This is a genomic window from Pseudomonas sp. TE3552 (genome assembly GCF_056278945.1).
Genome location: NZ_JBWBQJ010000001.1, coordinates 3,782,241 through 3,801,224, shown reverse-complemented (window position 1 = coordinate 3,801,224; position 18,984 = coordinate 3,782,241). Strand labels below are relative to the sequence as shown.

Genomic DNA, 18,984 nt, shown 5'->3' with positions numbered 1-18,984 from the left:
GCTCTATGCTCGCCCTCGGCAAACTGCTTGAACTGACCCTCGCCGGCCGCGAACCGGCGGAGAAGACTCAACTGACTGTCGAAGGCGTGCGGATGCGCTGGTTGAGCGAAGGTGCGCTGGAAGTCCGGCCACCGCAAGCGAGCGACAACGGCCTGGACCTGCTTCTGTCGGCCGGCATCCATGGCAACGAAACAGCGCCGATCGAGCTGCTCGATCGCCTGTTGCATGACATCGCCCGCGGTGACTTGAAGCCGCGCGCACGTATTCTGTTCCTGTTCGGCAATCCCGAGGCTATCCGTCGCGGTGAGCGTTTCATCGAGCAGGACGTCAATCGGCTGTTCAATGGCCGGCACGAACAAAGCAGCGGTTCCGAAGCCTTGCGCGCTTGTGAGCTGGAGCGGCTGGCGGCGACCTTCTTCAGCCTGCCGGACCGCAACCGGCTGCACTACGACCTGCACACGGCGATCCGTGGCTCGAAAATCGAGCAGTTTGCCCTGTATCCCTGGAAAGAAGGTCGTCAGCATTCACGCCTGGAGCTGGCTCGCCTGCGCGCCGCTGGCATGGAAGCGGTGCTGTTGCAGAACAAACCCTCCATCGTCTTCAGCTCCTACACCTACGACAAGCTCGATGCCGAGTCCTTCACCCTGGAGTTGGGCAAGGCGCGGCCGTTCGGGCAAAACGAAGGGGTCAACGTCAGCCTTCTGGAAACCCGCCTGAAACAGATCATCGAAGGCACCGAGCCGCCAATGACCGACGAAGGACTGGATGGTTTGCAGTTGTTCAGCGTCGCCCGGGAAGTCATCAAGCACAGCGATAACTTCCGCCTGAACCTGCCGGCGGACATCGAAAACTTTTCGGAATTGAAAGTGGGTTATGTGCTGGCCGAGGATATCGCCAATACCCGCTGGATTATCGAAGAGCAGGGCGCCCGGATCATTTTCCCGAACCCCAAGGTCAAGAACGGCCTGCGCGCCGGCATCCTGATCGTACCAACCACCGACGAAAACCTGGCCTAAGCACAACACCCGTCAAATATGGGCGCGGGCTTGTGTGGCGAGGGGGCTTGCCCCCGTTGGGGCGCGAAGCGGCCCCCGGTTTGGGTCCAGACAAACCAAGTTATCTGGATTTACGACTGCTTCGCAGCCGAACGGGGGCAAGCCCCCTCGCCACACAAGCCCGCTCCCACAGGTTTTATTGGTGTTTAGACGGCCAATGCGCGAGGTTCGCTGCGGCGCAATGCGCGCATCTTGTGCAGCGTATCCGCGCAAGTCTTCGCCGCTTCCTGGCCTTTGTGCACGAAATGCTCGAAGAAGAACTTATGATGCAGTTCTTCACCGGCATGGAAATGGTGCGGGGTCAAAACCACCGAGAACACCGGCACTTCGGTTTCCAGTTGAACCTGCATCAGGCCGCTGATCACCGACTGGGCGACGAATTCGTGGCGATAGATGCCGCCATCGACCACCAGGCCTGCCGCAACGATGCCGGCATAACGGCCGGACTTGGCCAGCAACTTGGCATGCAGCGGAATTTCAAAGGCGCCGCCGACTTCGAAGAAATCGATGTCCGACTCCTGATAACCCTGAGCAATCATTTCGGCGACGAAGCCTTTACGGCTCTGATCGACGATTTCCTTGTGCCAGCAGGCCTGGATGAACGCGACGCGCTCGCCCTGATGGTTTTTGCTTTTGCTATCGATTGCGGTGGGTTGCATGTTCTGACTCCTGTTTGTGTGAAAAACAGGGCGTTATGAATCGAATGGGATTTAAGGGTACGCAGGCACAAGTGCCTGCGGACGGCGCTTTGGTATAGAGCCTAGGCGGCGCCAATCCCGTTCTCTCTTCATCCGGACTATGACCGTCGGCCCCGGGATCACACCGGGTCTGCTGACCTTGTCGCCATCACAGCCATTGCCGTGCTGCCACCAAGCGCTCGCGGGCTATGCGCATTGCGCGCAATTACCGCCGGTGGGGAGTTACACCCCGCCCTGAGAACGTTTTGCCGCCAGATTGTTTGGCGGCGAAGCGTTTTTAACACATATTTCTCACCTGTGCATTGCTGCTATCTGATGATTGTTATCGACTTTTTCGTTGGCTTGAACCACCTTTTCCTAGCCGAAGGATTGATTAATCATCGGCATGACCGCAGTAATTCCTTCCTGAAAGGGATTTTCCCCCCTGCTTACCGAGGCCAGATTCATGAGCGTTATCGATCTTCGCAGCGACACCGTTACCCAACCGACCGCAGGGATGCTCGACACGATGGCCAATGCAGCCACCGGTGACGACGTTTATGGCGAAGATCCGACGGTCAACCGTCTGGAAGCCGAACTGGCAAAACGACTGGGTTTTGCCCAGGCGCTATTTGTCCCGACGGGCACCATGAGCAACTTGCTGGGCCTGATGGCCCACTGCGATCGCGGTGACGAATACATTGTCGGACAACAGGCTCACACCTATAAGTACGAAGGTGGCGGCGCGGCAGTGCTCGGTTCGATCCAGCCACAGCCGCTGGAAGTTCAAGCCGATGGTTCGCTGGACCTGGCCCATGTGGCTGCCGCGATCAAACCGGACGACTTCCATTTCGCCCGCACCCGTTTGCTGGCGCTGGAAAACACCATGCAGGGCAAGGTTCTGCCCCTGGAGTACCTGGCTCGGGCTCGCCGTTTTACTCGTGAAAACGGCCTGGCGCTGCATCTGGATGGCGCGCGGCTCTACAACGCGGCGGTCAAGCTGGGTGTCGATGCCCGGGAGATCACTCAGCATTTCGATTCGGTCTCGGTCTGCCTCTCCAAAGGCCTGGGCGCACCGATCGGTTCGGTGCTGTGCGGCTCGGCCGAGTTGATCGCCAAGGCGCGACGTCTGCGCAAGATGGTGGGTGGCGGTATGCGCCAGGCCGGGATTCTCGCCGCCGCCGGGCTTTATGCGCTGGATAACAATATTCAGCGTCTGGCCGACGATCATGCCAATGCCCAATTGCTGGCAGAAGGCCTGCGGGCGGCGGGTTATGAGGTCGAGCCGGTGCAGACCAACATGGTTTACGTGCAGATGGGCGACAAGGCCGAAGCGATCAAGGCCTTTGCCGCGACACGCGGGATCAAGCTCAGCGCTGCCGGTCGCCTGCGCATGGTTACGCACATGGACATCAGCCGTGCGCAAATCGAGCAAGTCGTCGCTACATTCGTCGACTTTTCCCGCAACTGATCGCGTTAGCGGTCCAATTGACCGTTTCTATCGTATAAACACGCTGTACCCCGCGCGCAGGGCCGATATAATGCGGCCCTTTGCCGTCGCTTCGTCTGTTGACGTTTCGCACAGGCCTTTGGCCGCAGCCTCCGTGGAAGAACCTAATGAAAAGCGCAGAAATCCGTGAAGCCTTCCTTCGCTTCTTCGAAGAACAAGGCCACACCCGTGTAGCCTCCAGCTCTTTGATTCCGGGCAACGACCCAACCCTGCTGTTCACTAACGCGGGGATGAACCAGTTCAAGGACTGCTTTCTGGGCCAGGAAAAGCGCGCGTACACCCGCGCTGTAAGCAGCCAGAAATGCGTGCGCGCCGGTGGTAAGCACAACGACCTGGAAAACGTCGGCTATACCGCCCGTCACCACACCTTCTTCGAAATGCTGGGTAACTTCAGCTTCGGTGATTATTTCAAGCGTGACGCCATCACCTACGCCTGGAACTTCCTGACCTCCGAAAAGTGGCTGAACCTGCCGAAAGAAAAGCTCTGGGTCACCGTCTACGCCAGCGATGACGAGGCGTACGACATCTGGACCAAGGAGATCGGCGTTCCGGCCGAGCGCATGGTTCGCATCGGCGACAACAAGGGCGCGCCGTACGCTTCCGACAACTTCTGGACCATGGGCGATACCGGCCCGTGCGGTCCTTGCACCGAGATTTTCTACGATCACGGCGCCGACATCTGGGGTGGTCCACCGGGCTCGCCGGAAGAAGACGGCGACCGTTACATCGAGATCTGGAACAACGTGTTCATGCAGTTCAACCGCACCGCCGATGGCGTGTTGCACCCGTTGCCAGCACCGTCGGTGGACACCGGCATGGGCCTGGAGCGGATCAGTGCCGTGCTGCAGCACGTTCACTCGAACTATGAAATCGACCTGTTCCAAAGCCTGCTGAGCGCATCGGCCAAGGCCATCGGTTGCACCAACGATGCTCAGGCTTCGCTGAAAGTCGTGGCTGACCACATCCGTTCCTGCGGCTTCCTGATTGCCGATGGCGTGCTGCCATCCAATGAAGGCCGCGGTTATGTGCTGCGCCGGATCATTCGTCGTGCTTGCCGTCACGGCAACAAACTGGGCGCCAAGGGTAGCTTCTTCTACCAGATCGTTGCGGCCCTGGTCGCCGAGATGGGCGAAGCGTTCCCTGAGCTGAAATCCCAGCAGGCGCATATCGAGCGCGTTCTTAAAGCTGAAGAAGAACAATTCGCCAAGACCCTGGAGCAGGGCCTGAAGATCCTCGAGCAGGATCTGGCCGAACTCAAAGGCGACGTGGTGCCGGGCGAGGTGGTGTTCAAGCTCTACGACACTTACGGCTTCCCGATGGACCTGACCGGCGACATCGCTCGCGAGCGCAGCCTGACCATCGACGAGGAAGGCTTCGAGCGCGAAATGGAAGCCCAGCGCGTCCGTGCCCGCTCCGCCAGCTCCTTCGGCATGGACTACAACAGCCTGGTCAAGGTTGATGTAGCCACCGAGTTCACTGGTTACACCGCTCACAGCGGTTCCGCCAAAATCGTTGCTCTCTATAAAGACGGGCAATCGGTTGACGTACTGAGCGAAGGCGAAGAGGGCGTAATCGTTCTCGATCAGACGCCATTCTATGCAGAATCCGGTGGTCAGATTGGTGATTGCGGCTTCCTCCAGGCTGGCGCTGCGCGTTTCGACGTGCGCGACACCACCAAGACCGGCGGTGCGTTCCTGCACCACGGCGTGCTGGATTCGGGCAGCCTGATCGTCGGTACTCCGGTGGAGACTCATGTCGATGCCGAAGTGCGTCACGCGACATCGCTGAACCACTCGGCGACTCACTTGCTACACGCCGCATTGCGTCAGGTATTGGGCGAGCACGTCCAGCAGAAAGGCTCGTTGGTCGACAGTCAGCGTCTACGCTTTGACTTCAGCCACTTCGAAGCGATCAAGCCTGAGCAGTTGAAGGCGCTGGAAGACATCGTCAACGCCGAGATTCGCAAGAACTCCGAGGTTGAAACCGAAGAAACCGATATCGAAACCGCCAAGCAAAAAGGCGCCATGGCGCTGTTCGGCGAGAAGTACGGCGACAGCGTGCGCGTGCTGAGCATGGGCGATTTCTCCGTCGAGCTGTGCGGCGGTATTCACGCCACCCGTACTGGCGACATCGGCCTGCTGAAAATCATCAGCGAAGGCGGTGTGGCCTCCGGTGTGCGTCGTATCGAGGCAGTGACTGGCGCAGCGGCGCTGGCCTACCTGAACGCGGCTGAAGAACAACTCAAGGAAGCGGCCAACCTGGTCAAGGGCAGCCGCGATAACCTGATCGACAAGCTGTCGGCTGTGCTGGAGCGCAACCGTCTGCTGGAGAAGCAACTCGAGCAGTTGCAGGCCAAGGCGGCCAGCGCGGCGGGCGACGATCTGTCGGCTTCTGCCCTGGACGTCAAGGGCGTGAAAGTGCTGGCCGTGCGTCTGGACGGTCAGGATGGCAAGGCGCTGCTGGCGCTGGTCGATCAACTGAAAAACAAACTCGGCCGCGCAGTGATCCTGCTCGGCAGTGTCCATGAGGAAAAGGTCGTTCTGGTTGCAGGCGTGACCAAAGACCTGACTGGCCAACTCAAAGCCGGTGATTTGATGAAACAGGCTGCTGCGGCAGTGGGCGGGAAGGGCGGTGGCCGTCCAGACATGGCGCAGGGCGGTGGTACTGACGCTGGCGCACTGGATGGTGCATTGGCCCTGACTGTTCCATTTGTAGAGCAGGGTTTATAAGGCAGTGTGCCTGGCCCGCGGTCTAGTGGCGGGCCAGAACGCTGTTTGAGTGATTATTGGGCGCCCTTCATGGGCAGAGGCGGCTTTGAAATGGCTTTGATCGTACAGAAATTTGGAGGCACCTCAGTCGGCACTGTCGAGAGAATCGAGCAGGTCGCCGACAAGGTTAAGAAATTCCGCGATGCGGGCGATGACCTGGTGGTTGTGCTGTCTGCAATGAGCGGCGAAACCAACCGTCTGATCGATCTGGCCAAGCAAATCAGTGGCGACGGCCAGCCGGTTCCTCGCGAGCTGGATGTGATCGTTTCCACCGGTGAGCAGGTGACGATTGCACTGTTGGCCATGGCGCTGATCAGGCGCGGCGTGCCAGCGGTGTCGTACACCGGCAATCAGGTACGGATTCTGACGGATAGCGCGCACAATAAAGCGCGTATCTTGCAGATTGATGACCAGAAGATTCGTGGTGACCTGAAAGCCGGTCGCGTGGTGGTTGTCGCCGGTTTCCAGGGCGTCGACGAGCACGGCAATATCACCACGCTCGGTCGTGGCGGTTCCGACACCACCGGCGTGGCGCTGGCGGCAGCCCTGAAGGCTGATGAGTGCCAGATCTACACCGACGTCGACGGCGTCTACACCACCGACCCGCGTGTAGTGTCCGTGGCTCAGCGTCTGGACAAGATCACCTTCGAAGAGATGCTGGAAATGGCCAGCCTCGGTTCCAAGGTGTTGCAGATCCGTGCGGTGGAATTCGCCGGCAAATACAACGTTCCGCTGCGCGTACTGCACAGCTTCAAGGAGGGTCCGGGCACCCTCATTACTATTGATGAAGAGGAAACCATGGAACAGCCGATCATTTCCGGCATCGCTTTCAACCGCGATGAAGCCAAGCTGACCATCCGTGGCGTGCCAGACACCCCAGGCGTGGCGTTCAAGATTCTCGGCCCGATCAGTGCCGCGAACATCGAAGTCGACATGATCGTGCAGAACGTTGCGCACGATAACACCACCGACTTCACCTTCACCGTACACCGCAACGACTACCAGGCGGCGCACACCGTGCTGGAAAACACCGCCCGCGAGATCGGTGCCCGTGAAGTCGTTGGCGACACCAAGATTGCCAAGGTCTCGATCGTCGGCGTCGGCATGCGCTCCCACGCAGGCGTGGCCAGCCGTATGTTCGAATCCCTGGCTAAAGAAAGCATCAACATCCAGATGATCTCGACCTCGGAAATCAAGGTTTCCGTAGTGATCGAAGAGAAGTACCTGGAACTGGCTGTGCGCGCTCTGCACACAGCTTTCGAACTGGACGCGCCGGCCCGACAGGGCGAGTAATGCGTTTCCCGAAGGGCGCGGTCTGACCGCGCCCTTCGTTTTTTGAATGGTGCGTACCAAAGCTGTTCTTTTGCTCGTGCTAGTCAATACTCAGGCATGTAGGGCTGCGATCGTTCCGGTTGTAGGTCGAATGCCTTTTTTTTGCAGACTGTTGTCCCTGAAATGAAATGCGTGAGGAGAAAGGTATGCTGATTCTGACTCGTCGGTGCGCAGAAAGCCTGATTATTGGTGATGGCGAAATCACCGTGACCGTGCTCGGCGTTAAAGGAAATCAAGTGCGTATCGGTGTCAACGCCCCGAAAGAGGTAGCTGTCCACCGTGAGGAAATTTACCTGCGTATCAAGAAAGAGAAGGACGAAGAACCAAGCCATTAATTTTTATCGTTTTTTATGTTTGCAAACGGGGATAAAGCTGGTTAATATACGCCCCGTGTTGCGGAGAGCTGGCCGAGTGGCCGAAGGCGCTCCCCTGCTAAGGGAGTACACCTCAAAAGGGTGTCGGGGGTTCGAATCCCCCGTTCTCCGCCATTATTTGTTTAGTACGTTGTAATCTGGCTTTTTCGGTAAGTTGTTGAAATTACTAGAAAAAGTGCTTTACAAAAAGATTTAACGGCCTATAATGCGCGGCAACAAATGCACTCGTAGCTCAGCTGGATAGAGTACTCGGCTACGAACCGAGCGGTCACAGGTTCGAATCCTGTCGAGTGCACCATTTAAGAGTTGTTTGCAGTGATGTGAATAACTTGGCTCCAACCAGTTGTGATCTGGTATAAAAACACAAATGCACTCGTAGCTCAGCTGGATAGAGTACTCGGCTACGAACCGAGCGGTCACAGGTTCGAATCCTGTCGAGTGCACCAAACACCAAAAAGCCCGCGTTTAACGCGGGCTTTTTGCCGTCTGCGATTTGGCTTTTCCTTTGGTACAACCTTTCTCATCGAACTCGATGTTTGCACTACGCCCTCGCTTGTTGTCGTAGCGGTAGCTCATGGCTGAGTTGCGGGTGCTGATCTTGTCTGGCTTGCCGAGAGCGCTTTCGACGTCCTGCTGACTCATGCCGGCAACGACCCGCTGATTGATGATTGCTATGCGGCGCTCCTTCGCGCTGAGCAGATTTCCACATTTGTCCTCGGACTGACTAACGACTGTCGGCTCTCTCCTCTGGATTTTCATACCCGATGTTTCGCGAAAATCGGCTTCTGGCATCAGCGGTGTCGTGCTGCCTGGCAAGAACGTGCGCACATCCTGATAGGAAAGGCTTTCTCCGGCCGTACAGCTCAAGGTCGTGAAGGTGATATGCCCATTGGGTGCTTCGCACCGGTGAACAGTTGTAGCAAGCGCCCAGGGCGGCAGGCAGAGCAGGGCGGCAAGCAAAAGATAATGAGTATTCGACAGCATTCGGCGTCCTCCTTGACGGTCCTGATCAAGGGTAGCCGGTACATTTTTTGGCGACTGTGTGTTTTCTTTTCAGGATAAGTCGTCGCACATCCATGGATCAGGACAACGCTCAGGTTTATCTCGCAAGCGCTTGTTTCAGCCGCGATTTTTTCACCTTTAAAACCATCAGGCGGTGTTATCATTGCGCCCGTCAGCCCCGCCGGGGCTTGTGGAATACCTCCATGGACTTACCCAGTAGTTACTCAGTACCCCGTTTTTACAATCATGAATTGACTGATTGATCCTTCCGGCGTGCCCCGCTGCTGGGAGTGGAGTTCGCCTATGTCTGAAGTTGAAGTAAAGAAAACGCAGGAAAGCTTGCAAGACCGCCTCGCTCAAGTCGTTGAGCTGCTGCAGCGCCAGCGGGTGGTCGAAGACCTGACTCATCGCCAGGAAGGTCCTCATCACGACCGGGTCGAGAACCTGGTTCACCGGCAAAACCTCGTCGAGTTGCAGCGCAAGCTCGATGATCTGCACTCCGCCGACGTTGCCTACATCCTTGAAGCCTTGCCACTGGACGATCGTCTGACCGTCTGGCAATTGGTCAAGGCCGATCGCGACGGCGACATTCTGCTCGAAGTATCCGATTCGGTTCGTGAAACCCTGATCGCCGACATGGACGATCACGAGCTCCTGGCGGCGGCCAAGGACATGGATGCCGACGAACTCGCTGACCTGGCCTCCGAGCTGCCGCGAGACGTCGTCCACGAGTTGATGGAAACCCTCGATGCTCAACAGCGTGAGCGCGTTCGCTCCGCGTTGTCCTATGACGAGGAGCAGGTCGGTGCGCTGATGGACTTCGAGATGGTGACCATCCGTGAGGATGTCAGTCTTGAAGTGGTGTTGCGTTACCTGCGTCGTCTCAAGGAGCTGCCGAGCCACACCGACAAACTGTTCGTGGTCGATTACGACGGCGTGCTCAAGGGCGTGTTGCCGATCAAGCGTCTGCTGGTCAACGACCCTGAAAAACAAGTGTCGGAAGTCATGGCCAGCGATCCGGTGAGTTTTCATCCGGACGAAGACGCTTACGAGGCCGCTCAGGCGTTCGAGCGTTACGACTTGATCTCGGCCCCGGTGGTCGACAAGAACGGCAAGCTGATCGGTCGTCTGACCATCGATGAAATGGTCGACCTGATTCGTGAAGAGAGCGAAAACGAAGTTCTCAACATGGCGGGTCTGCGCGAAGAAGAAGATATTTTTGCGTCAGTCTGGAAATCCTTGCGCAACCGTTGGGCCTGGCTGGCGGTGAACCTGATCACTGCGTTCGTGGCTTCCCGGGTGATCGGTCTGTTCGAAGGCTCTATCGAGAAGCTGGTAGCGCTCGCGGCATTAATGCCGATCGTCGCGGGTATCGGCGGCAACTCGGGTAACCAGACGATCACCATGATCGTTCGGGCCATGGCGCTGGACCAGGTCAGTACCGGCAATACGGCGCGCCTGATGCGCAAGGAGTTGGCGGTCGGCTTGATCAATGGCCTGGTCTGGGGGGGGGTGATTGGTGTGGTGTCCTACCTGCTTTATGGCAGTTGGTCCTTGGGCGTGGTGATGACCGCCGCCATGACGCTTAACCTGTTGCTTGCGGCATTAATGGGGGTGTTGATTCCGATGACCCTGGCGCGGCTTGGACGTGACCCGGCAATGGGGGCCAGTGTGATGATCACTGCCATGACCGACAGTGGTGGCTTTTTCATCTTCCTCGGGCTGGCGACGATTTTCCTGCTCTGACCTTCTGCTTCAAAAGAACCCGCCATCAATTGGCGGGTTTTTTTTACCCGGATTTCAGGCAAAAAAAAGCCAGCAATTACGCTGGCTTGAACTTTCGGGATAAATCAGGAAGCGTCTGCGGCCATTTCGGCGTCATGGGCGATCAGTGAAACCAGAGCGTTTTGCTGGCGGTGGGAGAGTTGGCGGAAGCGTTGCAGCAGTTCGCGTTCGTGCAATGACAGCTCGGGGCTGTCCAGGCGCATGCTCAATTCTTCGCCCAACGCGCCTTCCTGAATGAGACTCTGCTCAAGGCGCGCGATGATCTCGGAATTCATGCTGCGATGATGATTGCGAGCCACCTCGGCAATGCGTTCACGCATTCCGTCTGGCAGACGTACGACGAACTTGTCAGCCGTACGGCTGGAATAAATTGCCTGTTTCAATGGGCGCATATATTTAACCGGTTAGTTCAGGGGAGCGGTTCTCGGGATTGGCCGCAGGATGTCAGATAGGACAAGCGCTCCGACCAAATGTTCAACCTGAATTGATAGAGGCGCGCATCTTGCCTCAAATTAGCCAGATCATTGGCGTCAATTCTGTGACAAATATTGATCTGGGTAAAGGCTTTCTGCCAGCACCTGTTATCAGAAATGCGGACTGGTTTGAAAAGTTTGCACCTTGTCCGTATCCCAGACCGCGTCCTTTTGCCCAACAGGTAATGCCCGAAGGCCCCCTGAAGGTGCATGCTATGCGGATTCGATCCTTGTTCCCTACCTTATACAGGATAGTGGCAAATGGCCGATTTACTAGGGCAGACGGGCGGTACGGGATAATTTCAGGATGGATGGCAGGCTGATTTATTTAATGGGGCCTTCGGGATCAGGCAAGGACAGCCTCATTGAAGCCGCTCGCGAGCTGTTGCGGGCACTAAATTGTAACGTGATGCGTCGGGTTATCACGCGCTCGGCCGAGTCGGTGGGCGAAGATGCTATCGAGGTATCGCGCGAAGAGTTCGAGCTCCGCAGAAGCCAGGGGGATTTTGCGCTGTCATGGCAGGCCAATGGGCTGGACTACGGTATTCCGACCCGCATGGACCAATGGCTCAAGGACGGTCGCGATGTATTGATCAATGGTTCGCGTGGGCACCTGGCAGAGGCACTACAGCGCTATCCCACGCTATTGCCGGTGCTGTTGACGGTCAAGGATGAAGTTCTGCGAGAGCGTTTGCTACGGCGGGGGCGTGAGAGCCCGGCAGAAATTGAAGCAAGACTGCGCCGCAATGCGCTGTTTGCGGCTGACGATTCAATCGATGGTACGCAGATCCATCGACTCGATAACTCCGGCGACCTCGCTGTCACCGTCGCCAATCTTCTGAAGCTGCTGAGCCTCAGCGCAAAACCGGATCGAACTTGATCTTGCGCCCGGCGATCAGTGCCAGCACGAACAGCGCACCGAACACACCGCAGGCAATCAGGGGCAGGGTGACGAGCGTATCCTGGACCAATGACAAATGAAGGATGCCACTCAGTAAAGCGAGGATGAAAAATCCTGCGGCTGATTTGGACATGCTGTGCTCCTGATGGGGTAATTCAAAATACCAAGCGTTCGAAAGACTGTGTGCGCAGCTGAATACTCTCCAGGCTCACCTCTTGGCTAACAAAACTGCGTTGATCGCTCATGACTGCCCATTGAGGCGTTTTTTGCAGTTGCAGGTAATGGGGTATGCGTTGAGCAATCGTCGCAACGTCGTTTCCGGGGAAAAAATGAAAACCCGACAGAACCACCAGAGCGACCGCGTTCGCGACTAACAGAGCGCTGTTCATGGGGCTGATCTCCTGTGTTCTGTGAGAACAGTCGAAGCAGCCCGCATGCCAAAAGTCTAACGGCTATTAAATCCTTTAAAAACAACGAATTAAGATATTTTTGCAAAATACCCACATTGCATTTTGCAATGATGGCATTTTGCGGTGATGCAATTTGCACGGTAAACAAAGCCACGTGACCGTGAGGCATCTGCCTACACTTAAAAAGCCCTACGGACGACATGACAAAAGCGGGCCTGCCCGTTAACATGCACGCCGTCCATCGCACCGCATTCCTTTGCGGGCGACGTGTGTCTCAGTAGCTCAATTGGATAGAGCATCCCCCTCCTAAGGGGAAGGTTGGCAGTTCGAACCTGCCCTGGGACACCAATAAATTCAACGTGTTAGGTCGTATTGCCCGGCCCACTTTTCCTTTCGCGGGTGCGCCATGGGTGCAATCGCCGATCAAGGATGGTATGTGTGAGTGAGCTTCTCGAGCCGATACTGGAAAAGCTTGATGCTATTAACGCATCATTGAAAACTGCCATTTCCACTGCAGCACCTCTCAGCGTCAGCAGTGGGAACTGGTCCTTCCCTGGCGTCACAAGAGCGGAGCTTAGCGCTAGGGTAACTAGCCTGCGCGACCTCATAGCGGACGCTGACGAGCCATCTTCAGAATCCGAGAAGTACTTAGTCAGCGTCGTAGAGCGACTCGAATTCCTTAATGATCACACGGTTCCGCAACTGGCTTCCAATGCCGTCAACGCCGTGCCTGCCTTTCTCATTACGTTAGATGCTGTACAGCGGGGATTAATGCCTCTGTTGACGGACACAAAGGCGCTAGCGTTAAAAAACTCTCAAGCCGTAAAGAAAACGACAATTCAGGTTCGATCCATTGAGACAAGGCTGCGCGAACTGACGCCACGAACCAAATCGCTTGAGGATATGGTTAGTCGTATCGAGAAGGCGTATGACGCAGCGGACCAGCTTCCAACGGATCTTGAAACCCTTGCAGAAGCTCAGAACAGCGTCGGCGGCCTCCTGAGTCTGGCGGAAACTGACAAGGGCAAAATTGAAGAATTGCTGAAATCCATCGCCGATCATGAAAAGGATCTGAAGGCGAAATCAGATGAGGCGGGAGAGGTACTGAAAAAGTGTGTTTCTGCTTATTCATCGGCTACCAGCCTCGGTTTGGCGGCTGCATTTTCTGAACGATCGAAGGCCTTGGACTGGTCAATGTGGGGCTGGGTAGTGGGCTTGATTGTTGCGCTTCTCACAGGCGGCTGGGCGGGTTCTATTCAGTTGCACAATCTTGCATACGAACTGACTCGAGCTGAAGCTAGTAGCTTTGGCATTAGCATTAACCTTGTTTTGTCCATTCTCTCAGTCGGCGGCCCTGTATGGTTCGCGTGGCTTTCGACGAAACAAATCGGTCAACGCTTCCGACTGTCAGAGGACTATGCATTCAAGGCTTCTATCTCGCGCGCATATGAGGGATACCGCCGAGAAGCGGCACAGATTGATAAAGATCTTGAGAAGCAACTACTCGGGTCTGCGTTGGCCAGACTCGATGAGCAGCCGCTTCGCTTGGTCGAAAGTAATAGCTTTGGTAGTCCTTGGCATGAGCTCCTTGCTTCAGACCTCGTCAAGGACGCCGTAAAAACTGTTCCTGGGTTCGCTGAAAAAGTAATGTCAATGGCATCTTCCGCTCTTCAAGGAAAGAAAGCCGCTGCCACGCCCGCTCCTGCAGTAGCTGCGAACGACACTCCATCTGAGCAAGCTGAAGCGAAGGTTTAGAGATCCCTGATCCTCAAGACAGTGGTCGTTGAACAGTTCGCGTGTCTGGCTGTAGCTCGCTGCATTTGAGATAGGTATGGGTCTATCACTGTCGAGTTCAACGACCGTTCGCAATACCTCTATACTAATAAGAGTGCAGGGCCCGGATCTATTGCAGAAATGCACCGACTGGCAAGGGCCGGTCGAGGGCTTAATAGCTACATTGGTCGTGTCGTTAAGAAAGGCTATGCAAGAAAAGTTCGATAAGAGACGGTAGGTGCGACACGTTTTGCCGATTCTGAAAACGTGCCGCGTACCTAGGCAGGCAGATCTAAATGTAGATGCTCCCCCACCGGGAAACACCTCAAATTCGAGGCCTTTCGAACCACAGAGAAATCCTCGGTGGTTCGCTGACGATGGCTAAGTGAAGGAGCCGCACTATCGGTGTGGAAGGTATTCGTTCGGAAGCCAGTTCTCATTTCGTAAAGCGAGTCTCTAGCACCTGGCCAGACGCTTCATCAATCCAGCAATTGAAGCCAGCAAAGTTCGCAACCCACAGTGGTTCCTCGTTCGTTACGCCTGTGTAGGCATCCACAATCCCCATCCCGATATCTGGGGCGTGTCAAAGAAAGTTGCCTGACCGGTCATTTGATCAACACAGGGCGGGATACTCGCCCTCAAAGCTTATTCCGTTGCCGAAAACCCTTGTGCCGTTGACGTTGAGTCGCATTTGACCTATTCCTGCCCCTGTCGCTGTGGATGATCGCCCAACGTGGCTTCTTAAAGTTACTGACGCGACGTTTATCGCCTGCTCCGGCCTGCTGTCAGGCTGCACATATGTCGAGGTAGACTACGGAGCGGTGTTTTTGAGGATATCGCTATACCGCCCCTCATAAGCTACGTCGAATACCGGTCCGTTCAATGAGTATTCGATCTGGCCAAATACAATAATTAAGTTCTCTGGAATGGCAGCAATCCTGGTGGAGGAAAGCATACTTAGAAGAAAGCCTAATGTAAAAGAACTGTCTATCATGAAAATTGTCGTAAGAGTAGAAAGGTTTTTCTTGATAATGGTATTTTGAGCCTGCATGATTATGTCTTCGTATACGTCGAGGCTAGTAGCTCTCACTTGTTTTATTTCGAAGCCGTGGAAGACGTCGTTTTCGCATATAATAAAGTCTGGAGGGGTGTTTCTATATTGTGTGACAGTCGTATGTTTTTTCAGTAGCCAGTGAAAAATTGCACGTTCAATATCTGATCGTGCTTCGGGTTTTAGTGAAGGGTTTTCTCGTTTCTTGTTTTCGTAGGATACGTCGCGAACCTCGGTTAGTGTTTCTTCTGAGACTTTAGCTGCAAGGTACTCGTTTGCATGTTTTAAGAAAGTCTCAGGCTTGTACATGAGAAATGTATCCAGTTTGCCTATTCTTCTGGCCTCTTCAATCAGCTCGGTGCGAGGGCCAATGGTTTTGGGGCCATTAAAATCTATTGTTTGCCACCAATCTTCTTTAGCATCGTCCGTGATAAATATGAGTTTTTTTCGCTGGCTACTGGCGGCATAATCAAGCAGCTGACTCCAGACAAAGTAATCACCAAATTTCTTTTTGTAGGTTATGCCGTTGTGATTGAAGTCATCCAGGCCATCCTTGCCTTTTTCACTATCTTTGTATCCAGGTGGTATTTTTGATTTGTACCTAGCTTCTGCTTCTTTGTTTTTTTGGTCTACGTCCGCTTGAGACGCGAACGCCGCGCCCACCTTGCCATCGAAAATATCTTCAATCTTAATTTTTATTGGGTCGGGCGCGGTGAGTGTCTGCTGGCTGTTTTGAAGTTTTTCTAGCTTGGCTAAAAAGTTTGAAGTGAGAGTCTCAAATCCAGTGGTTAGTGGTTCTGGATTGATTAGTGCGTGTCTTTGAGTGAGCTGTAAGTTGCTGATGCTATTCGCAAGTTCGGCTTTCGTTTTTTCAATAACTTTTCGAATTTCAGAAAAGCGTCGCCCTTGCGCTGCAATTACGGTAAGTCGGTTTCGCTGAAACTCTAGAGCGACGTGGTGTGGTATCCAAATGCGTTCAGATAGTTTTTCTAATGTTTCAAGCAGCTCTTCTCGAGTGCGCTCGTGGTAGCGATATAAGTTGAGTAGAACATTGGTATCGAAAACGAAGAGAGCGGTTTTCCATGTCTCTGCTTGATCTGTCGATGCTGTGTAGTCGTATTGCGGAAAGAGTCCCTTCATGTGCCCTCCAGGCGGGTAACACCCAAATTGAATGGGTGGCCATTGAAATGGCATCATCTTGCCGGTTTTTCGCGTGCTTGTCGAAATGCTTCTCCAGCGTTGACTTGTCCCTTCTGATTCAAGGGTTCAGCCTGAAACGGTTAGCTCTGCAATTCCCTGTCTGATGTAATCAAGGTTCTCGTCTAGCGTGGCAAGCGCTCCGCGTACGTTTTCGGCTACGTCGGCCGAGCCACGCTGTTCCACCCAATTAGAAAGCTCCTCTACGGCAGCGCCCAGGGCGATCTGGTTTTGATCCAGTGCATTGAGCAGACCGGCGACCAGTGTGTTGTTCATTTCATCCTCCGTGTGAGCTGGGAAGGGTAGCAGGCAGTAGGTCGAGGCGCTGATTTGCAGGGTGTGCCTGAATGAGGCTTGGCAGATCGGCTGGTGACGTTCGATCAGTGAGACCTAAATGTCTCACTGAGGCCAAAACCACATCGGGAAACTTCACTGTGGAAGTGGATTATCGCAGGGTTTTTACTTGGAGGAGGGAGATGTACTCAAATCTGAGTATATCGTTGAGATGCGCGAATTTCTGCTCGCATCTCCTCCATGCGTCCGATGCGCTCTGATTTGAGTACATTGAAAACTAGAGGCGGCGGGGGCGTCTTAGACTACCAAACTACTTAGCTTTCGGAAATATTGAGGCTGGAGTCCTAGAAACTTCGACGCATTGATTTTTCTCGAGTTGCATTTTTTCAACCTCTAAAGTGATCTGCCCCTTTTTCAGTATATGGTTTCTTTCCGTGCTAGCTAAAATCTCTATGACTTTGGTTAGTGTCTCGCTACTTTCACATCTTAGAGATGCGAGTAGAACCATCTTTTTTGATTCTAGGTTTGTAAGTTCGTTTTGAAAGTATTTTATTTCTGCTAGTTCGGTTTTATAAAGTCGCAAAAATAAATAGGCGAATATTTCTGTAAAAATAACTAGTGTTAATCGAGGTAGAAAACTTATCGCAAAAGGTAATGGTTCTATTGTGGGGTTGTCACTTTTAAAAAGAAATGCGGTTAATAACGCTAGGCCTAGAATAGTGGTTATGACTCCGAGTATCAAGTTAATGTTGCCTCGGTGCCCCAAAGATGCTATTTCGTCGCTAATCCTTTTCGAGGATGTTGTATGTGTCTGATTTATATTAAGCTCTGCGCGCTCTATACCTGCTTCAGATTCATACCGATATTTAAAATTCTTCAGCAGTTTTTGGCCTGCTTCAAGCTTTATTTTTTCTTTGAAGCTCTCGGTTAAGCTTTCAAGAGTGATTTTTTCGATGTCTATAATTGACTTGATTTTATCTATTTTTTCTTTTAGATCGTTGAGTTCTGAATGATGTGTCACCCCTGAGGAGAAAAAGTTTTCCTCGGTGGTTGGTTTTTTCATCTGCCGTATGTGGAGTGAAAGCATTCAGGTTTGTGGCATGGTGTATGACTTTAAATCCGGACTGTAAGTACCAATAAAGCATGCTTCCTATTCCAAGTGCTATCAGAGAAATTGATAAAAATAGGAAGAAAATCCTCATGAGGATTGTGTCTAGGTTGTTAAGTTCTGTAGAGGCTACGTCGAAATAATAAGGATAAAGAATAGCCCAGCACCAAAGATTATAAACAAAATTGAGATTGCTATTCGAAAGCGGCGTTCAAAATCTTATTTGTAAGTTGCGCTTTCATATATCATGTTCGTGAGTTCTGAGTAGTGATAATGCCATTTTGGCATGATGCTGGCGACTTGATAAGAAAGCCAAACTGACTCCTCATATAGATCAAAAATAGCGATGGCGATAAGACCGGTCAGCTCACGAGTTGAGATTGCTGACCTCATTTTGAGGGCAGATTTTAGGCCTGATAATCAGCTACTCCCAGTCACTGCCAAATCAGGAAATCCTGCTTTGGGATGTGAGTTGGAGTGCGTCTTTCTCCTGGACAGCAATGATTTTGCACTCAGTAGTTGCGTGACTAGTAACGATAGCGTGTCTTCATTCCAACGTAACTAGTAACAGGTGTTCAAATGACGGGAGAGGTGAAGCCTCCGTGCTCAGCAGCGGCCAGCCAGCGTGACTACAAGGAGCGTCAGCGAGCAGCGGAATACAAACTCACAGCGCTATGGATTCACACAGAAACAGAGGAGGAGGGCAAGCAGGCGGCGCGGGACGGTAAACCACTCAAGCCGATGGAGTCGAAAGACCCATTGAGCGGCGGGCTGGATCAGCGAGAAAGGTAAGAAGTAAATACCCCTGATTTAGGGTATTTAAATCGGCTGAAAACTTAGCCGATTGATCAATAGCCCAGAGATGAGCCATTACAGAAGAGGTGCCAAGCCGCTGCGCTAACAGCGGCCTGGCGATCACACGACGCAACCTTGAGAGACACGTCATGCAATTGAAACGGGATATCATCCAAATCCTCGATACGTGTGGGGAAATCATCGGCTCCATGAACCTGTCGGCCAACATCAAACTGGCTGATCTTGCCCCGCTGAAGATGTTAGGAGGCATCAGCGTAAAGGTCTTGCCTTGTTTCACCCCCTTTAGCGGAATCAACGCAGGGGGCGCGCAATGAGCCAGACCCCCGCCATCATCTCCGCACGATATCGAAGAGCTGGCCAACCTCGGCGGCTTCCTGGGTTATGACTGGGTGAACTATGTCGATTGCGGGTTGGCAGTTCGAACCTGCCCTGGGACACCATATATTTGAAAGCCCCAC

The 18,984-nt window shown here is 53.9% G+C and carries 17 protein-coding genes, 4 tRNA genes and 1 riboswitch; of the genes, 13 read left to right on the top strand and 8 right to left on the bottom strand.

Features of this window, described 5'->3' with window-relative positions:
* Window positions 1-5 precede the first annotated feature (5 nt).
* A complete protein-coding gene (gene astE / locus ACZ9BB_RS17045; protein WP_476214741.1) occupies window positions 6-1,016 on the top strand; it encodes a succinylglutamate desuccinylase in 1,011 nt (336 codons plus the stop codon).
* Window positions 1,017-1,201: 185 nt separating this feature from the next.
* Here the strand turns inward: astE and ACZ9BB_RS17040 are convergent, their stop codons facing one another.
* Window positions 1,202-1,714, bottom strand: a complete 513-nt coding sequence (locus ACZ9BB_RS17040) for a 6,7-dimethyl-8-ribityllumazine synthase (protein WP_476214740.1) — start codon at window positions 1,712-1,714, stop codon at window positions 1,202-1,204.
* Window positions 1,715-1,829: 115 nt separating this feature from the next.
* A riboswitch (FMN riboswitch) is annotated at window positions 1,830-1,999 on the bottom strand.
* A gap of 199 nt (window positions 2,000-2,198) precedes the next feature.
* Here ACZ9BB_RS17040 and ltaE point away from each other — a divergent pair.
* From ltaE to ACZ9BB_RS17005, 7 genes are all read left to right on the top strand, one after another.
* Window positions 2,199-3,203 carry a low-specificity L-threonine aldolase gene (gene ltaE, locus ACZ9BB_RS17035; RefSeq protein ID WP_476214739.1) on the top strand — a complete coding sequence of 335 codons (1,005 nt, stop codon included), beginning with the start codon at window positions 2,199-2,201 and terminating at the stop codon, window positions 3,201-3,203.
* 146 nt (window positions 3,204-3,349) lie between these two features.
* Window positions 3,350-5,971: an alanine--tRNA ligase gene (alaS, locus tag ACZ9BB_RS17030; protein ID WP_476214738.1), complete on the top strand. Its 2,622-nt coding sequence runs from the start codon at window positions 3,350-3,352 to the stop codon at window positions 5,969-5,971.
* A gap of 90 nt (window positions 5,972-6,061) precedes the next feature.
* The gene (locus ACZ9BB_RS17025; protein ID WP_476214737.1) at window positions 6,062-7,303 is read left to right on the top strand and encodes an aspartate kinase; all 1,242 of its coding nucleotides are present in this window, start codon (window positions 6,062-6,064) and stop codon (window positions 7,301-7,303) included.
* Window positions 7,304-7,488: 185 nt separating this feature from the next.
* Entirely contained in the window at window positions 7,489-7,677 is a 189-nt protein-coding gene (csrA, locus tag ACZ9BB_RS17020; RefSeq protein ID WP_002554426.1) for a carbon storage regulator CsrA, read from the top strand.
* Window positions 7,678-7,739: 62 nt separating this feature from the next.
* A tRNA-Ser gene (locus ACZ9BB_RS17015) sits at window positions 7,740-7,830 on the top strand.
* A gap of 107 nt (window positions 7,831-7,937) precedes the next feature.
* Window positions 7,938-8,014 (top strand) — tRNA-Arg (locus ACZ9BB_RS17010).
* Window positions 8,015-8,085: 71 nt separating this feature from the next.
* A tRNA-Arg gene (locus ACZ9BB_RS17005) sits at window positions 8,086-8,162 on the top strand.
* Between the two features lie 19 nt (window positions 8,163-8,181).
* On the opposite strand, the gene ACZ9BB_RS17000 is transcribed toward ACZ9BB_RS17005, so the two are convergent.
* Window positions 8,182-8,700 carry a cell envelope protein SmpA gene (locus ACZ9BB_RS17000; RefSeq protein WP_476214736.1) on the bottom strand — a complete coding sequence of 173 codons (519 nt, stop codon included), beginning with the start codon at window positions 8,698-8,700 and terminating at the stop codon, window positions 8,182-8,184.
* 321 nt (window positions 8,701-9,021) lie between these two features.
* Here ACZ9BB_RS17000 and mgtE point away from each other — a divergent pair, with 321 nt between their 5' ends.
* Window positions 9,022-10,464 carry a magnesium transporter gene (mgtE, locus tag ACZ9BB_RS16995; RefSeq protein WP_476214735.1) on the top strand — a complete coding sequence of 481 codons (1,443 nt, stop codon included), beginning with the start codon at window positions 9,022-9,024 and terminating at the stop codon, window positions 10,462-10,464.
* A gap of 104 nt (window positions 10,465-10,568) precedes the next feature.
* Here mgtE and ACZ9BB_RS16990 read toward each other — a convergent pair whose 3' ends face one another.
* Window positions 10,569-10,895, bottom strand: coding sequence for an Arc family DNA-binding protein (locus ACZ9BB_RS16990; RefSeq protein ID WP_003178899.1), 327 nt, complete (start codon window positions 10,893-10,895; stop codon window positions 10,569-10,571).
* A 388-nt stretch (window positions 10,896-11,283) separates the two neighbouring features.
* Here ACZ9BB_RS16990 and phnN point away from each other — a divergent pair, with 388 nt between their 5' ends.
* A complete protein-coding gene (phnN, locus tag ACZ9BB_RS16985) occupies window positions 11,284-11,856 on the top strand; it encodes a phosphonate metabolism protein/1,5-bisphosphokinase (PRPP-forming) PhnN (protein WP_476214734.1) in 573 nt (190 codons plus the stop codon).
* Here phnN and ACZ9BB_RS16980 read toward each other — a convergent pair.
* Both ACZ9BB_RS16980 and ACZ9BB_RS16975 read right to left on the bottom strand, forming a co-directional pair.
* Complete coding sequence (locus ACZ9BB_RS16980; protein ID WP_476214733.1) at window positions 11,831-12,010, bottom strand: PA3371 family protein; 180 nt, start codon at window positions 12,008-12,010, stop codon at window positions 11,831-11,833. The genes phnN and ACZ9BB_RS16980 overlap by 26 nt on opposite strands.
* Before the next feature lie 22 nt (window positions 12,011-12,032).
* Complete coding sequence (locus ACZ9BB_RS16975; protein ID WP_476214732.1) at window positions 12,033-12,266, bottom strand: hypothetical protein; 234 nt, start codon at window positions 12,264-12,266, stop codon at window positions 12,033-12,035.
* 292 nt (window positions 12,267-12,558) lie between these two features.
* On the opposite strand from ACZ9BB_RS16975, the gene ACZ9BB_RS16970 reads away from it, so the two are divergent.
* Window positions 12,559-12,635: transfer RNA gene (locus ACZ9BB_RS16970), tRNA-Arg, on the top strand.
* Between the two features lie 90 nt (window positions 12,636-12,725).
* The gene (locus tag ACZ9BB_RS16965; protein ID WP_476214731.1) at window positions 12,726-14,042 is read left to right on the top strand and encodes a hypothetical protein; all 1,317 of its coding nucleotides are present in this window, start codon (window positions 12,726-12,728) and stop codon (window positions 14,040-14,042) included.
* Between the two features lie 829 nt (window positions 14,043-14,871).
* On the opposite strand, the gene ACZ9BB_RS16960 is transcribed toward ACZ9BB_RS16965, so the two are convergent.
* The 3 genes from ACZ9BB_RS16960 to ACZ9BB_RS16950 form a co-directional block, all read right to left on the bottom strand.
* Entirely contained in the window at window positions 14,872-16,251 is a 1,380-nt protein-coding gene (locus ACZ9BB_RS16960; protein WP_476214730.1) for a PIN-like domain-containing protein, read from the bottom strand.
* Window positions 16,252-16,377: 126 nt separating this feature from the next.
* Window positions 16,378-16,584 (bottom strand): hypothetical protein, encoded by a 207-nt coding sequence (locus tag ACZ9BB_RS16955; RefSeq protein ID WP_476214729.1) that lies wholly within the window; start codon window positions 16,582-16,584, stop codon window positions 16,378-16,380.
* Window positions 16,585-16,912: 328 nt separating this feature from the next.
* Window positions 16,913-17,665, bottom strand: coding sequence for a hypothetical protein (locus ACZ9BB_RS16950; RefSeq protein ID WP_476214728.1), 753 nt, complete (start codon window positions 17,663-17,665; stop codon window positions 16,913-16,915).
* A 989-nt stretch (window positions 17,666-18,654) separates the two neighbouring features.
* Between ACZ9BB_RS16950 and ACZ9BB_RS16945 the strand changes: the two genes are divergently transcribed.
* The gene (locus ACZ9BB_RS16945) at window positions 18,655-18,840 is read left to right on the top strand and encodes a hypothetical protein (protein WP_476214727.1); all 186 of its coding nucleotides are present in this window, start codon (window positions 18,655-18,657) and stop codon (window positions 18,838-18,840) included.
* Window positions 18,841-18,984: the final 144 nt, after the last annotated feature.

Excerpts from the sequence above, each read along its gene's own strand:
- ACZ9BB_RS16955 (WP_476214729.1), bottom strand. The coding sequence starts at position 16,584 with ATGAACAACACACTGGTCGCCGGTCTGCTCAATGCACTGGATCAAAAC.
- phnN (WP_476214734.1), top strand. The coding sequence starts at position 11,284 with ATGGATGGCAGGCTGATTTATTTAATGGGGCCTTCGGGATCAGGCAAG.
- ACZ9BB_RS16975 (WP_476214732.1), bottom strand. The coding sequence starts at position 12,266 with ATGAACAGCGCTCTGTTAGTCGCGAACGCGGTCGCTCTGGTGGTTCTG.
- alaS (WP_476214738.1), top strand. The coding sequence starts at position 3,350 with ATGAAAAGCGCAGAAATCCGTGAAGCCTTCCTTCGCTTCTTCGAAGAA.
- ACZ9BB_RS16980 (WP_476214733.1), bottom strand. The coding sequence starts at position 12,010 with ATGTCCAAATCAGCCGCAGGATTTTTCATCCTCGCTTTACTGAGTGGC.
- ACZ9BB_RS17025 (WP_476214737.1), top strand. The coding sequence starts at position 6,062 with ATGGCTTTGATCGTACAGAAATTTGGAGGCACCTCAGTCGGCACTGTC.
- ACZ9BB_RS16945 (WP_476214727.1), top strand. The coding sequence starts at position 18,655 with ATGCAATTGAAACGGGATATCATCCAAATCCTCGATACGTGTGGGGAA.
- ACZ9BB_RS17040 (WP_476214740.1), bottom strand. The coding sequence starts at position 1,714 with ATGCAACCCACCGCAATCGATAGCAAAAGCAAAAACCATCAGGGCGAG.
- csrA (WP_002554426.1), top strand. The coding sequence starts at position 7,489 with ATGCTGATTCTGACTCGTCGGTGCGCAGAAAGCCTGATTATTGGTGAT.
- ACZ9BB_RS16950 (WP_476214728.1), bottom strand. The coding sequence starts at position 17,665 with ATGAAAAAACCAACCACCGAGGAAAACTTTTTCTCCTCAGGGGTGACA.
- astE (WP_476214741.1), top strand. The coding sequence starts at position 6 with ATGCTCGCCCTCGGCAAACTGCTTGAACTGACCCTCGCCGGCCGCGAA.
- ACZ9BB_RS17000 (WP_476214736.1), bottom strand. The coding sequence starts at position 8,700 with ATGCTGTCGAATACTCATTATCTTTTGCTTGCCGCCCTGCTCTGCCTG.
- ACZ9BB_RS16960 (WP_476214730.1), bottom strand. The coding sequence starts at position 16,251 with ATGAAGGGACTCTTTCCGCAATACGACTACACAGCATCGACAGATCAA.
- ltaE (WP_476214739.1), top strand. The coding sequence starts at position 2,199 with ATGAGCGTTATCGATCTTCGCAGCGACACCGTTACCCAACCGACCGCA.
- mgtE (WP_476214735.1), top strand. The coding sequence starts at position 9,022 with ATGTCTGAAGTTGAAGTAAAGAAAACGCAGGAAAGCTTGCAAGACCGC.
- ACZ9BB_RS16990 (WP_003178899.1), bottom strand. The coding sequence starts at position 10,895 with ATGCGCCCATTGAAACAGGCAATTTATTCCAGCCGTACGGCTGACAAG.